Origin of the sequence: Shewanella sp. SM32 (assembly GCF_025654235.1) — a bacterium.
Lineage (GTDB): Bacteria > Pseudomonadota > Gammaproteobacteria > Enterobacterales > Shewanellaceae > Shewanella > Shewanella oncorhynchi.
This window is the reverse complement of the sequence record NZ_JAKKRO010000014.1, coordinates 77,399-91,856: the sequence shown is the minus strand read 5'-3', so window position 1 is coordinate 91,856 and position 14,458 is coordinate 77,399. Positions and strand designations below refer to the sequence as shown.

Sequence of the window (14,458 nt, the reverse complement as noted above, 5' to 3'; positions counted from 1 at the left end):
ATGATATTACCTTCGATTTCGAGTCTAGTGCGGATACGCCAGATATCCTCGAGCTTAAAGGGCTTTTTCTGCCCAGTTCGATGGCCTTTTTTCGTCCACATAACTGACCCCTAAATGACTTTAGAAATGTCCTTATTTATTTTAGCTTGAGATTGAGGTCAATGAGTTGAATAGATATGCAATTTAGGAAATTGTGACAGATTTGAAACTCAAAACTGTAGTGTATTTGGTCTAACTGATAATGGGGCAGAAGTAAGTTAAACCAACCTATCGGATCTAATTGCATCCTGATGTGAATCTTGCAGGTTCAGTCCAGGCTAATTCACCTTTTGTCATCTGCATGTCATCTAAACTTCATCATTCGGTCAAAGCCCCCCACTAAGCTCATATTCGTTAACAGCCTAATGGGGTGAATACGAGATGACAGGATTTAATTTCAGGAAACTTGAGAGGTCTACGCGGGAAGAGATAAATGACCCCAGCCTTTCCCCTCCCATCTTTAATCGCTCAACACAAACGCCAACATTAGCACCAACATCCTCAAATCAATCCAATTGTGCCGCTATTACCCCATCCGCATTAACTTCAACCCATACAGCAAGCATCACAGTTAACGCCCTCTGGTTGTCAGATATCCATTTAGGCTGTAAGGATTGCAAGGCTGACTACCTGCTCAGCTTGCTTGAAACCGTGCGTTGTCAGCACTTGTATCTGGTCGGTGACATAGTCGATTTATGGGCGTTGAAACGTAAGCTGCACTGGCCCGATAGCCACAATAAGGTACTGCAGAAATTCATTGAACTGGCACAAAACGGCACCCAAGTGATTTATCTGCCGGGCAACCACGACGAACTGATTAAACCCTACGCCGAGCTAAGCCTGTGGAATATTAAAATTGCCCGCCAACATATTCACCACGGAATTGGCGGCCATAAACTCTTGATGCTCCACGGGGATCAGTTTGATGCCGATGTGTGTGTCGGCCGTTTCTACGCCATATTGGGCGACCATTTATATGACCTATTATTGTTCCTCAATCGCAATCTCCATAGCTTGCGGGAACGCTTAGGTTACCCCTATTGGTCACTGGCAAGTTATATCAAGTCCAAAGTGGGTAAGGCTCAAGCCGCTATTGGACATTACCGTCAAGCGGTACTCAACTATGCCCAGCACTTTGATGTTGACGGTGTGATCTGCGGTCATATCCATCAGCCCGAACTCTCGACTCACCCCAGAGCAGCCCAATATTACTCACCACTCAGTCCCCCTGAAAAGAGGCAGATCATCTACGCCAACGACGGTGACTGGGTCGAAAACTGCAGTTTAATCACAGAAACCTTAAGCGGCGAATTACAACTTTGCCGCTGGAACGAGCAAACGCTCAAGCTCGATATTCTCAACAGTATAGCGCTGGTACAACAGCCGCCTGAGACGCACAAAGACAAGCAACAAAAAACGGCAGCGCAGCAAATGCCAAACATAAATACCGGCGAAACTCGCCCAAGGGATGTTGCCTAACACTATGAATCAATTACATAATGCTATGGAATACAATGAACAAATGCTAAACAGCAGCCTTAGCCATAACAAGCATACTGTGCCGTTCAAGGCGAATAACATGATTTTTACCGTTGATAATGTGGTTGAACAAAATCTGCCAGCGATCAATGACAAACCTTGGCTCGCTAAACCTGCCAAGGCCATGCTGCGTTACCTGCTCAATGAAAAACAGTGCAACGATATCGCCAGTCAATATACCTATTTACAGGGCGTAGACTTTGTCGAACAAATGCTGGCGAGTTTTGACTTTAGTTTTACCGTGCCCGCCAACGAGATAGAAAACATTCCCTGTGAAGGCCGAGTGGTCATATTCGCGAACCATCCTATAGGTTCACTCGATGCATTAGCGCTCATCAAACTCATCAGTGAAGTTCGCCCTGATATAAAAGTCGTCGCGAATGAACTCTTGATGGCGCTGGAACCGCTGCACTCAATCCTACTGCCAGTGCGCAATATGACCGGCGGCACACCGAAACAGCATTTAGAAAAAATCCACCAGCACCTGCGTAACGAAGGCGCAGTGCTGATTTTTCCGTCGGGCGAAGTCTCGCGTCTGCGCCCTAACGGCGTGCGTGATACCCAATGGCACTCAGGCTTTTTAAAGATGGCGATTTCCTGCAATGCGCCCCTACTGCCAATATTTTTAGATGCCAAAAACTCTGCCACTTTCTACGGCGCATCTATGATTTACAAGCCACTTGCGACACTGCTGCTAGTGAAGGAAATGTTCAAGCAGGCTAAACGTAATATGCCGATCCGCATTGGCGAGCTCATTTCTAATGAAGCCGTACGCTCAATGGACTTTCCACTCAAGACCAAGATAAAACTGCTTAAAAATCACTTGTATCGTATTGGCAAAGATAAAGATCCTCTGTTTATCACCCAGAGCGCTATCGCCCACCCCGAATCGCGCCGTGAACTGCAAGCGGCACTGCAACAATGTGAACTTCTAGGGGAAACGCAAGATAACAAGTTGATTTATCTGTACCAACACCACGACAGTAATCCCATCATGCGGGAAATCGGCCGCCTGAGGGAAATCGCCTTTCGCGCCGTAGGCGAAGGTTCGGGCAAGCGCCGCGATATCGATAAATACGATTCCTACTACCAACACTTAGTGTTGTGGGATAAAGAGCAGTTTGAAATTATCGGCGCCTATCGTTTTGCCAGTGGTGAGCAAGTCTTAGCAAAATATGGCAACAACGCACTCTACAGCCAATCCCTATTCCAATACGCCGACAGCTTTATGCCCTTTGTGAAGCAAGGGTTAGAACTCGGTCGCAGCTTTGTGCAGCCTAAATATTGGGGTAAACGCAGTTTAGATTATCTGTGGTTTGGCATTGGGGCTTATCTCGCCAAGCATCCTGAATATCGTTATCTATTTGGCCCAGTGTCCATCAGTAATCAACTGCCTGGAAGTGCTAGGGAAATGCTAGTGCACTTTTATGCGCGGGAATTTGCACCTGCGCAGCAGATGGCAGTTTCCATGTCACCCTTTGGCTTATCTAAATCCCAAAAAGCTAAGTTAGATGACTTGTATTTCTCCGAGGATTATCAGAGTAACTTTAAGCAACTCAAACAAGTGCTCGCGAGTATGGGGGCGGCCGTACCTACGCTCTACAAACAATATGGTGAACTGTGTAAAGCGGATGGGGTTAAGTTTCTCGCCTTTGGTATCGACGCCGACTTTGGCGATTGTATCGATGGCTTAGTGCTGGTGGACACCCACAAACTGAAAGGTAAAAAGTATCAACGCTACATAGGCGCACACTTGCCCGAATCGGAGCGGATGCCAATCACAGCGGATGATGAGCCAGAGGTCCAAGATCTTTGAGTTAAAACTTTGTAATGGGTGTTGGCTAAACTTGCACCACTCTGTTATAAGTAACTGTAATGCTGCGCATTAACAGAGCGCATCTTAGGATGCGCAAGCTTAACAGGGGATCATCATGCCGATCATTATCGCCGATATTATGAGTACCCGAGTCGTCACGGTTGAAATGGACGATCGATTAACTGTGGCGAAGGAAATCTTCGACCAAGCGAGCTTTCATCACTTGTTGGTCGTCGATGAGTACCAACTTGAAGGCGTGTTATCGGAGCGGGATCTATTGCGCGCGATTAGCCCGAACTTGGGCAGTAGCGCGGAAACCGCAAGAGACTTAGAAACCCTACAAAAACGTGTACATCAAGTGATGACGCGTAATCCGGTTACCGTCGCACCTCACATCAATTTAGACACGGCCACCCGCATGTTATTAGATAACAATATAGGCTGCTTACCCGTGTTAGAGGACGGTAAATTGGTTGGGATTGTTACTTGGAAAGACTTATTACGTGCCTATTGTGAGTACAGAGCACAAAATCAAAGCGAGTGCTAATCCTAAGACGGCACTCGCTTCTGTTCTCAATAACTCAGTTCAAATCACTCAGTTTGCCTAACTTAAATCGCCCAGCCACCCATATAAAACACCACTAAACCTAAGGTGATGGCAAGCACGCCTAACTTCAGTTTGCGCCATTCGCCACTGCAAATACGGCCTACCACCAGTGTCACAAAACCCAGCATAATACCGGTAACGATATTACAGCTTAAGATGATAAACACAGCGCAGGTTAAGCCCGACATGGCATCAACTTTATCGTCAAAGTCGAGTTTCGCCACATTACTCAGCATCAACAAACCCACATACATCAAAGCAGGCGCTGTCGCATAGGCAGGCACTAAATAGCTTAATGGTGCTAAAAACATCATCAATAAAAACAGTACGCCAACTATGGTAGCCGTTAAACCTGTCTTACCACCTGCTGCAGTACCCGCCGCCGACTCGATATACACAGCCGCTGGTGCACCGCCGACTAAACCTGCCACCATACTGCTGACTGAGTCTGAAGTTAAGGCTTTACCGCCGCCGACAATATTGTCGTCTTTATCGAGTAAATTAGCTTGGCCAGCCACAGCACGGATAGTGCCGGTCGCATCAAAAATCGCCGTCATCACTAACGCTAATACGATAGGCAAGACCACAGGATTAAAGGCACCCATAATATCGAGCTGACCAATCAGTGAATGCTCTGAGGTAAAATCAGGCAAGGCGAACAAACCTTGGTATTTAACACTCGGATCGAACACTAAACCAAATACCGATAGCGCGATAATCACCAACAAAATACCGCCTGGTACACCGCGGCGCTCTAAACCGATAGTTGCCGCTAAACCTATAACGGTCGCAATAACAGGCAAGCTGTTAATATCGCCCAACTTCACCGGTAAGCCTGCGCTATTGGCCACAATCAACTGCACACTGTTAGTCGCAATCAAGAGTAAAAACAAGCCGATACCTATGCCAGTACCGTGGGCAATGCCCTTAGGTAAATTAGCCAGCACCCACTGACGAATACCCGTGACGCTCACAAGTGTGAACGTCACGCCCATTAGGAAAATCGCACCTAAGGTAACCGGAATCGACATGCCCTGACCTAGCACTAAGCTAAAGGCGGTAAAGGCGGTGAGCGAAATCGCGCAGCCAATCGCCATAGGTAAGTTAGCCCATAAACCCATGAGCAAAGAACCAAATGATGCAATTAAACAGGTGGCGATAAACACGGCGCCGGGATCAAATCCCGCTTGGCCTAACATGTTAGGCACCACAATCACTGAGTAGACCATAGCGAGGAAGGTTGTGAATCCCGCAATCACTTCTTGGCGAACTGTGCTACCACGTTGTTGAATAGAAAAATAACGGTCCAGAAACGAACCAGAGGATACGGCTGTTGAACTCAATTGCTCAGACATAATGTTGTTATACCTTGTGATCTCTTAAAATGGGGTCGGTACCAATTACCCTAAAACGCAATTGGCGACGCTGGCTGCGGCAGATTAGAGCCCCAAATCCATCAGACTTGGGTGAGAGATCCACATCATTTTCCTACTGTGGGAAAAATCCATGATCTGCAAGCAGTGATGCCTCGCGATGATTAAAAAGCCATTAACCATGTAGACGCAGCCGTTGTTGGCCGCGGATGATACTGGAATATCCCAAAGATAGCTAAGACATCGCCTACACTTCGATAAAAAATTAGCGGCAAAAACTGAAATCTGTTGTTTAAAAAAACGCCTAAACCTATGTAATAACTGCTACTTAATATCACATTAATCACGATAAGAGTCTGCCAGTGCCGCGTAAACGTACGCTAACTTCCCCCCTCCTTCATCTCCCGATATTAGAATATGGCAAGTCAACCAAACCTTGATACTGTGTATTGATACTTGGCGTATTAGGGTTGTTGTTCAGGAGCCACACTTACGCTTTCTGTAACGAACACCTCGTCATTCACACCGCCTGCGTGAATATGCGATCTTGGTAGCTTTATTGAACAAAAAATTACTCTGCTTTTACAGTCACATCAATATGACTTATGCTTAGAGGCACTGATGGGACTACACTTAGCTGACTATGAAAGAAAAAGGATTGGGTATGGACGAAAGGCGTAAGTTTTCGCGGATTCTATTTGCCACGAGCGCACATCTACAACAAGGTGGTGCACAGTGGGAGACGACCATTCTCGATTTGAGTCTAAATGGCGCCTTGGTTGAAGAACCGCAAAATTTTATTAATTCGGGTGATGCTATTACCCTCAGTTTTTCCTTACCAGAATCTGACATTGAGATCCGTATGGAAACTGAGTTGGTCCATCAAAAAAATGCCCAATTAGGTTTGAAGTGTAACTTTATCGATGTTGATAGTATCAGCCACCTAAAACGTATGGTGGAACTGAACCTAGGTGATGCTTCTTTGCTAAATCGTGAACTCATGTTGTTTATCGAAAAACACAATATCACAGCTTAAAACACCAGCTCATAAACACAAACAGCGCCTCATGGCGCTGTTTTGCTTGCTGGTGTTAACTCACTCGCGAGCATTTGATGCTAAATCGCTTCTAGCGCTTCGGATAACTTAGAAACACCCACCACTTCCATCCCAGCTGGAGGCTTTTTCGGCACATTGGCCTTGGGCACTATTGCTCGCTTAAAACCATGCTTAGCGGCTTCGATTAATCGCTCTTGCCCATTAGGCACAGGACGAATTTCGCCGGACAGCCCGACCTCACCAAAGGCAACTAAATCGCTAGGCAAAATATCACCGCGAAAACTCGATACCATTGCCAAGAGTAACGTTAAGTCGGCACTGGTTTCAGTCACTTTCACGCCGCCCACCACGTTAACAAACACGTCCTGATCCGACATCTGCAAACCACCATGGCGGTGCATTACAGCAAGCAACATGGCCAAACGGTTTGCATCCATACCCACAGCCACGCGGCGCGGGTTAGACATGGCTGAGTTATCCACCAGCACTTGCAGCTCCACCAACAAGGGCCGGGTGCCTTCCCAAACCACCATGACAAGCGAGCCAGATGATTCTTCTTCACCACGAGAGAGGAAGATTGCCGAAGGATTGGCGACTTCCTTTAAGCCGCGCTCGGTCATGGCAAATACACCTAATTCATTGATCGCGCCAAAACGATTTTTATGGGAGCGCAAGGTGCGGTAACGACTATCGCTATCCCCTTCGAACATCACAGAGCAGTCGATACAATGTTCCAATACCTTGGGCCCAGCCAAACTGCCATCTTTGGTCACATGGCCGACCATGATCACGGCAATGCCATTTTCTTTCGCAAAACGGGTTAAGTAAGAAGCGGATTCACGCACCTGCGACACACTGCCTGGGCTCGATGCCACATCACTCATATGCATCACTTGAATCGAGTCAACAACGATGACTTTAGGCAATTCTTTAAGGGCAACTTCGCAAATTTGCTCGACGCTGGTTTCAGACAACATCCGCAATTTATTGGTTGGTAAACCAAGGCGATGGGCGCGCATCGCTACCTGCTGCAACGATTCTTCACCCGTGACATACAGTGCAGGCATTTGCTCGGCTAGATGACACAGAGTTTGCAATAAAAGCGTACTCTTACCTGCGCCTGGATGTCCGCCAATCAAAATGGCAGAACCTGGTACAATCCCACCACCGAGCACTCGGTCTAATTCGCCAAAATGACTCAAGATCCGCGGTAAGGCATTGAGATCGATTTGATCTAATGTCTTCACTTCATTGCTGCTTGCTCCGGCATAACCGACAAACTTAGTGCTACGCCCAGACGAAGCTGCACCGAGCCTCACCTCAGTGATCGTATTCCATTCCTGACAAGCGCTACACTGCCCTTGCCAACGGGGAAAGTCTTGTCCACACTCATTACATACGTACGCCGTTTTATTCTTTGCCATAACTCATTAAAATCTGTATAAAATCAATTTAAGTAACTGCGAATACTGCCGACATAAGACTAACAGCCCAATACAAAATAAGCATTAAAAAGAACCCTACATGAGTCTAGATAACCATAGTGCACTCATCGAACAGCTCAAGCCATTGCTCATGGAACCTAACTTCCAAGAGATTTTCCAGCAGCTGACGATAGATGAAACCAATTCGACCCGTTTTCTAGTGAAAATGGAACTCAGTCGTTTGGCTTCACCATGCACGCGAATTATCGATCTCAGGGATAAATCAGAGCTTCCTTGTGTTGAGGTGATGTTAGGTCAACAGCGACATTTTTTAGATGAACCCGCCAAAAACAGTATGCATGAGGCCATGTCACTGTTTCGCAATCAATATACCTTGGGAGTATACGAGTATGTGCTCAATGCTCACCAACAACGTCGGTTAAAGTTGCGCCAAGGTGTCACGCAGGTAGAGGCCGCTGAGTCAGAGCCTTTTATGGTGCCCGGCGTGGTATTAGGCAGTTATTTCAACCGCACAGAAGAGCGGATGAATTACAGTATTCGCATCGCAGCATCGCAAACCGGCCGTGGTGAAATACAAGGGATAACTGCAGATTTATCCGTAGGTGGTGCCCGTATTCGCCTTGCAGCCAACCATCCCTTCGATCTCGACCATCCCCTTAAAATAAAATTACTGGAACTCAGTGAAGAGTTTTACTATCCCGATCTCCAGCTCGGTGTTGACTATGAGGTTGTCGATAGCCAAACCAATGGCGAATATATTTGGTTAAGACTCAAGCGTATTGGGGGCAGCGAAGCCTTAAGTGAAATGCTTGGCAATTTAATCCGCGGCTACAAACTGCGTTACAAAGTAGATGTGAATGATGTGATAGTCACAGCAACAGGGCTTGGATTTGAGCGTCATTATTTACCCCATTTGCCCCACTTACCTTTATATTTCAATACTCAAACTCAAGGTTTGAGCCACATGCTACTCAGCCGAGACAACCAGCAGATAGTGCATTATTTTCAAGATGAAAATGATGTGAGCCAGTTACCAGCCATGCTGACACCAAGCCGTTTATCTGAGCTACTTAATCATCCTGAAAATCCCGACCATGGGCTATTTTTTAGCTTTACCTATAATGCCCAAGGTTGCTTATATTTTTACTCTGCCACCTTAGCAGAGCTTAAAGCTAAGGGCATGATGCCTTTATTTTTAGGCTTTGCATCGACCAAGCCCAGCTGGCGGATCTTCAAAGTCACCCAAGATAAAATTTATCATGATAAGGGTTATCGACGTGCGACCCTCCCAGGAGATGAAGCAAAATTTAGCCCATTGGTCGAACAACAATTATCGCAATTTAGTCATTTACTTCAGCTTATCGAAATCAGCAACGAAGATACCAGAGGCCATTACAAAGCTTGGCAAGACGACAGTAATGCCAACGCCCTAAAAACCTTTGGTCAACAACGACTGACCACCAATCAAATTAAGTTAGTTTCCATGCAGTTTAGCGAGCGACGCCAAGAAGCGCGTTTCGCCTTTAAAACCTTAGTCAATGTGACTCAAGACAAGCACAAAGCCACGGGCATTACTTTAGATATTTCAAGCCGAGGCATGCAATTAACCTTGGATAATCCTGCAGATTTTTCATCAAATAAACCACTGCTGTTAAGCTTCCCAAAGCTCCAAACCATTGCAGGCAAAACACAGCTAGATAACCTCCCCTACCGCTTAGTGCGTACCCGCAAGAATGGTGTAACCTTACATTTAACCGCCGTTATGGGCCATACGCCCCATGTTGGGGTCGAATTTTTAAATAAACTTATTGCCCATAACAAAGAAAAATTAGAGCAACTCACCGAAAACAATAGTGAAATCAAAGAACTTGCCGATGGTTTAAAAAATATTTTGATGCATGATTTACATTCTGTGCCCTATTTTGTTGAAAAAACGACAAAATCTGCCCAAGTCGCTTGTTTAGGCGTTGGTACACAACAGGATGAGATCAGCGATATTTTTGCCGCGGGCACCTCAGATACTCTGCAATATAATTTAGCGCCACTGCTAAAAGACGGTTTTTTTAAGCGAGATATTCTCGAACCTATCCGCCAAATGAAACCCCAACAGGACATGGATTTTATTGAAGTGTTTATTCAGTTAATTCGCCAATCTCGCGGAAAAATCTTTTTAAAGTGCACTCTTGCAACTGAAATCGGTGATGTCGAAGCACAGATAACCTTTATCAATCAGAGCAAAGCATTAGGCAGGTTCCTCGCCCTACGCATTTATCGCGGCGCGACAGAGAAGCCTGATATGAACTACCTACGCCGTGAATTGGAATACATTAATATTCATGCAAACCATAAAGCTAAGCAGTTAGAAGAACAGTTATGGCGTGTGATTGGTGTCGGCGAACTGTTAGATATTACCCAAGAAGTCGAATTAAGATACCCAGTACTTCATAAAAAGCAGTCTTAATTGTTCAATACCGCCAGATCAAAACTTAAATACCAATCCCTTATCTTAGGAAAATGATCACTGGTGGCATCTAAATGCGTCAGCATATCTGCATGGCCATAGTCATGCTTAAAGCCATTCTCCTTAGAAAGAAGCGTCGATTTAACCCGTTTAAAACCACACTCTACGACCATATCCGCCACATCTTCAGGGTGCCCCAACACAGTATCGTTTTGCCCTGAGATAAACCAAGCCGGTGGCCAATGAGCATGCTTTGCCGCTTTCGCATAATCAAATCTATCATCGTGATCGATCCAATCGCCCCGCACCCAATCGATACTTTGAACTAATGAGGCGCGACTTTCATTGTCCATACCAATGCGCAGCTTATCGGCGGCGAGGTAACCTTGGCCCATCGCTAAACCTGGCGCTAAACGATTCCAAAAAACATCAACCATTAACCACTTTTTGAAGGACTTAACCCGAATTGTCCGTTTGCTACCGAAAGTAAGCAGTGAACGAACGCTTTGCTGCAAATCAGGATATCGGGCCAAACTACTCGCCATCAACACACCGCCCCATGAATGGGCACACCAATGCACCTGCGAAGGCGCCACGGCTTTACGAGTCGTCTGCTCTTGGCAGACTTTTTGATGTAAATCGAGAATCGCCTGCTGCACTAAAGGTAACTGCTCGCGGATCACTTCCCCCTGCCCTAAGGTAAAATCACGATCGATTTTAGGCAAGCTGAGCCCTCTTCCTGCAGTATCCAGCACATACACCACAAATCCCGCCTTCGCTAAATAACAACCAAGACCACGGCCACTCTGGCTATAAAACACCCGACCGTTAGACATAGCACCATGGAGCATGAGGATAGGCGTTTTAGAAAAATCAGGCGCAGCTGGTAATAACTGGCGTAGATGCAGTTGACCATCGCGGTACGGCAGGTAGATTGAAGACTGTGAAATGGTCGAAATTGAGCCTTGGGCGAGCTGAGTCAAAATAAGTCACTGGTAGTTTATCAATATCCTTAAACTACCAGCTCATCAATAAAAGACAAGAGTCCTTACTCTAACTCAGTCTCTATCTAGACTTATATTTAAATAAATGAATAACCTAGATTTGTAGCAGGTAAGGTAGAACTCGCAGGTCGAGGTGACGAATATTGGCATCCGCCGCCGCTGCCAGCTTAGGTTTGGCATGGAAAGCGATACCAAAATCCGCTGCCATCACCATAGGAATATCATTCGCGCCATCGCCGATCGCGACTCTTTGGCCTTTTGGAATTTGCCACTGCTCACTGCAATGCTCAACCACATCCGCTTTAAACTGCGCATCCACAACTTTACCTGTTACTTCCCCCGCAAGTTTACCGTCAGTGATCACTAACTCATTAGCAAAGGCCGCATCTAAGTTTAGAAGCTGCCTTAAATGGCCAACAAAAGGCGTAAAGCCGCCAGATGCAACCACTAAACGCCAGCCATGGGATTTAAGCTCTAAAAGCATAAGCTCAAGCCCAGGCATCAAAGGCAAGTTGTCGCACAATGTCGTGATAATACTGGCATCGGCGCCCTTAAGCTGTGCCACACGCTGACGCAGACTCTGCTCAAAATCTAGCTCACCTTGCATAGCACGTTCAGTAATCGCCGCCACGCGCTCACCCGCGCCTGCCATGGCCGCTAATTCATCAATACATTCAATCTGAATCGCAGTGGAATCCATATCCATCACTAATAAACCGGGATGATTCAAGCGAGGCAAATCAAAATTGATGACATGCAGTTCAGCTAAAGATTGCGGGAATGCCGCTAACTGCGCCTGAGAAGGCAAATTTACCAGTGCCAACTCGATACAATGTAAACCAACTTGGCGTTCGATATGGGCGATACCGATAACGTTAGACTGAGGTAATTGCGCTATCCATGCCGATATTGTCGCCTCTACCACGGCATCTTGATAAATAATTCGCACACGTGAAACACCTGCGGGGTTTGCTGACTCTTGATAACGTTCAAACACTTGCCCTTGGCGTTCAAACCTTGGGGAATGGTTAGAGACTAACCACAAAAAAAGCGCATCTTGGTTCAAGCTTTCCATCGGACTTAAATTCTCCAACTATCGGGCTCACTCAGAATCAATTATGATTAGGCAAGCGCTCTACATTTTAAGGGTCAAAGTGTTATATCTTAAAGGGCTAAAGAAAAGCCATAAAATCAGTAGACTGATCCAAATTGCCGCCGCCTTCGCCTTAATATTCGGCTTAGTGCAATTGTGGCAGACAAGCCTACTACAAGGTCAGTTGCTTCTAAAGTCCCAAACTCAAAAGATGGCCAGATTACTGGTACAGCAAACCGCTTATGGTGCCGCACCCGCGCTACAACTGCAAAATGACGAACAGTTGCAATGGCTCGCCAGCGCTTTAGTGGAAGATCCTAAGGTGATGTCCGCCGCCATCTTCAGTGACCAAGGCATGCGGCTATCCTTCGCTCAAAGCATCACTAAGGATGTAGTTGATCCTGACTCGGAAGAAATGAATTTGCTGCTAAGCAAATATCCTCCCTATGTAGAGCCCGTGATCCAAGAAGGGAAAAATCTAGGTTATGTCGAAGTCAGGCTTGATACCAAGTTATTTTTCAACGAAATCAAAGAAGCCCATAATTTAAACATGGAGCAACAACAAATCATGCTGCTGGTTGCAGGCTTGATTGGTATGTTGCTTTCACGCTCTTTGTCTTTCAAACGTGCCGACTTCGACCGCCGCCGCTTTCGGGTTAAGTTGCGTCAAGCGCCGAAAAAACCTAAGAAACGATCCTCAACTGAAGAGCCATCAGAAAGTGTTAATAATGGTTTGGCGCAAGTGCTAACCGAAGATCAAACAGTGTCGACCACTGATAATCCACAAGAAAAAGCGGCTAAACCCACTAAGGCGCCAAAAGCAGTGACAGAGGCAAATACCGATAAGCTCACTCAGATCAGTGTGCAAACTAAGGCCGAAAAAACGTCAGAAAAATCATTGGAATTACAGGATAATACAGCAGTTGAAAACGCGGCAAACGATGCGGAACAAGCGGTACCTGTTAAGGTTAAACCTAAAGTAAAAAGTGTCCGTCGGGTAAAACACGCGACTAAAGCAACAGCCGCTGCGGCCGAAACTTCGACGCCAAAAACACCCAGTGAACCAAGTGATCTCGACACAGATTCAACAGGTTAATCTCTATTTCGATAGATAAGGTAAATCACTAATCTATTGATAGCTAAGCTCTAGATAAGCCATAAACAAGTAATTTCTAATAACCAAACCATTAATAACAAAGTCGAATAGAACAGCCGCTAAAAATTGGCATAAAAAAGGGTTCGCATTGCGAACCCTTTTCAGTAGCACACTCTTACAGCGTAACAGTTACAGTGTAATCGCCGCTTCTAATGTCATGATGATCATGTCATTGAATGTGGTTTGACGTTCTTCTGCAGAAGTCTTTTCACCGGTGCGGATATGATCAGATACAGTCACAACGCACAGGGCACGTGCGCCAAACTCATGGGCAACGCCGTACAAACCCGCCGCTTCCATTTCAACGCCTAATACGCCCATCTTCTCCATCACGTCAAACATTTGTGGATCAGGAGTATAGAACAGGTCCGCAGAGAAAATGTTACCTACGCGAACTTTAGTGCCACGAACTTTCGCAGATTCGATAACCGCATTCATCAGCTCATAGTTAGCGATAGCGGCAAAATCTTGGCCTTTAAAACGTAAACGGTTAACCGCTGAGTCAGTACATGCACCCATACCGATGATCACGTCACGTACTTTAACGTCAGTGCTGATCGCACCACAAGTACCCACACGGATCAGGTTCTTAACGCCGTAATCACGAATTAATTCAGTTGCATAGATAGAGCATGAAGGAATACCCATGCCAGAACCCATTACTGAAATACGCTTACCTTTGTAAGTACCAGTAAAACCTAGCATGTTTCGAACATCAGTCACTTGCTCAACATTTTCTAAGAATGTTTCAGCAATATATTTTGCACGTAATGGATCGCCTGGAAACAGCATTGTCTCAGCGAATGCGCCCTCTACAGCATTAATGTGTGGTGTTGCCATCGAAATAACCCCTGTTTATTTTATTAAG

At 45.9% G+C, this 14,458-nt stretch carries 11 protein-coding genes and 1 pseudogene; 6 read left to right on the top strand and 6 right to left on the bottom strand.

Annotated features, from left to right (window positions below):
* Positions 1-101: pseudogene (locus tag L5M10_RS08145) on the bottom strand (integrase); the annotation flags it as partial.
* Between the two features lie 319 nt (positions 102-420).
* Between L5M10_RS08145 and L5M10_RS08140 the strand changes: the two are divergent.
* From L5M10_RS08140 to L5M10_RS08130, 3 genes are all read left to right on the top strand, one after another.
* Positions 421-1,518 (top strand): UDP-2,3-diacylglucosamine diphosphatase, encoded by a 1,098-nt coding sequence (locus L5M10_RS08140; protein ID WP_263178733.1) that lies wholly within the window; start codon positions 421-423, stop codon positions 1,516-1,518.
* Positions 1,508-3,394 carry a lysophospholipid acyltransferase family protein gene (locus L5M10_RS08135; RefSeq protein WP_263146924.1) on the top strand — a complete coding sequence of 629 codons (1,887 nt, stop codon included), beginning with the start codon at positions 1,508-1,510 and terminating at the stop codon, positions 3,392-3,394. The genes L5M10_RS08140 and L5M10_RS08135 overlap by 11 nt, the downstream gene beginning before the upstream one ends.
* Before the next feature lie 115 nt (positions 3,395-3,509).
* Positions 3,510-3,941, top strand: coding sequence for a CBS domain-containing protein (locus tag L5M10_RS08130; protein ID WP_113939315.1), 432 nt, complete (start codon positions 3,510-3,512; stop codon positions 3,939-3,941).
* A gap of 62 nt (positions 3,942-4,003) precedes the next feature.
* Here the strand turns inward: L5M10_RS08130 and L5M10_RS08125 are convergent, their stop codons facing one another.
* Positions 4,004-5,356 carry an NCS2 family permease gene (locus L5M10_RS08125; protein ID WP_105251716.1) on the bottom strand — a complete coding sequence of 451 codons (1,353 nt, stop codon included), beginning with the start codon at positions 5,354-5,356 and terminating at the stop codon, positions 4,004-4,006.
* A gap of 682 nt (positions 5,357-6,038) precedes the next feature.
* Here L5M10_RS08125 and L5M10_RS08120 point away from each other — a divergent pair.
* Positions 6,039-6,410, top strand: a complete 372-nt coding sequence (locus L5M10_RS08120; RefSeq protein WP_028761430.1) for a PilZ domain-containing protein — start codon at positions 6,039-6,041, stop codon at positions 6,408-6,410.
* An 80-nt stretch (positions 6,411-6,490) separates the two neighbouring features.
* On the opposite strand, the gene radA is transcribed toward L5M10_RS08120, so the two are convergent.
* On the bottom strand, positions 6,491-7,855 hold the full coding sequence (gene radA / locus L5M10_RS08115) for a DNA repair protein RadA (RefSeq protein WP_219234633.1): 1,365 nt from the start codon (positions 7,853-7,855) through the stop codon (positions 6,491-6,493).
* Positions 7,856-7,955: 100 nt separating this feature from the next.
* Between radA and L5M10_RS08110 the strand changes: the two genes are divergently transcribed.
* Entirely contained in the window at positions 7,956-10,337 is a 2,382-nt protein-coding gene (locus L5M10_RS08110; protein WP_263146917.1) for a PilZ domain-containing protein, read from the top strand.
* Here L5M10_RS08110 and L5M10_RS08105 read toward each other — a convergent pair.
* The gene (locus L5M10_RS08105; RefSeq protein WP_263146915.1) at positions 10,334-11,320 is read right to left on the bottom strand and encodes an alpha/beta fold hydrolase; all 987 of its coding nucleotides are present in this window, start codon (positions 11,318-11,320) and stop codon (positions 10,334-10,336) included. The two genes, L5M10_RS08110 and L5M10_RS08105, sit on opposite strands and share 4 nt — an antisense overlap.
* A 115-nt stretch (positions 11,321-11,435) precedes the next feature.
* On the bottom strand, positions 11,436-12,416 hold the full coding sequence (gene serB / locus L5M10_RS08100; RefSeq protein WP_263255146.1) for a phosphoserine phosphatase SerB: 981 nt from the start codon (positions 12,414-12,416) through the stop codon (positions 11,436-11,438).
* A 79-nt stretch (positions 12,417-12,495) separates the two neighbouring features.
* Between serB and L5M10_RS08095 the strand changes: the two genes are divergently transcribed.
* Positions 12,496-13,530: a YtjB family periplasmic protein gene (locus tag L5M10_RS08095; RefSeq protein ID WP_263255145.1), complete on the top strand. Its 1,035-nt coding sequence runs from the start codon at positions 12,496-12,498 to the stop codon at positions 13,528-13,530.
* Between the two features lie 189 nt (positions 13,531-13,719).
* Here L5M10_RS08095 and deoD read toward each other — a convergent pair whose 3' ends face one another.
* On the bottom strand, positions 13,720-14,430 hold the full coding sequence (deoD, locus tag L5M10_RS08090; RefSeq protein WP_006086929.1) for a purine-nucleoside phosphorylase: 711 nt from the start codon (positions 14,428-14,430) through the stop codon (positions 13,720-13,722).
* Positions 14,431-14,458 lie beyond the last annotated feature (28 nt).

Coding starts and splice junctions, on each gene's coding strand:
- L5M10_RS08140 (WP_263178733.1), top strand. CDS start 421: ATGACAGGATTTAATTTCAGGAAACTTGAGAGGTCTACGCGGGAAGAG.
- L5M10_RS08135 (WP_263146924.1), top strand. CDS start 1,508: ATGTTGCCTAACACTATGAATCAATTACATAATGCTATGGAATACAAT.
- L5M10_RS08130 (WP_113939315.1), top strand. CDS start 3,510: ATGCCGATCATTATCGCCGATATTATGAGTACCCGAGTCGTCACGGTT.
- L5M10_RS08125 (WP_105251716.1), bottom strand. CDS start 5,356: ATGTCTGAGCAATTGAGTTCAACAGCCGTATCCTCTGGTTCGTTTCTG.
- L5M10_RS08120 (WP_028761430.1), top strand. CDS start 6,039: ATGGACGAAAGGCGTAAGTTTTCGCGGATTCTATTTGCCACGAGCGCA.
- radA (WP_219234633.1), bottom strand. CDS start 7,855: ATGGCAAAGAATAAAACGGCGTACGTATGTAATGAGTGTGGACAAGAC.
- L5M10_RS08110 (WP_263146917.1), top strand. CDS start 7,956: ATGAGTCTAGATAACCATAGTGCACTCATCGAACAGCTCAAGCCATTG.
- serB (WP_263255146.1), bottom strand. CDS start 12,416: ATGGAAAGCTTGAACCAAGATGCGCTTTTTTTGTGGTTAGTCTCTAAC.
- deoD (WP_006086929.1), bottom strand. CDS start 14,430: ATGGCAACACCACACATTAATGCTGTAGAGGGCGCATTCGCTGAGACA.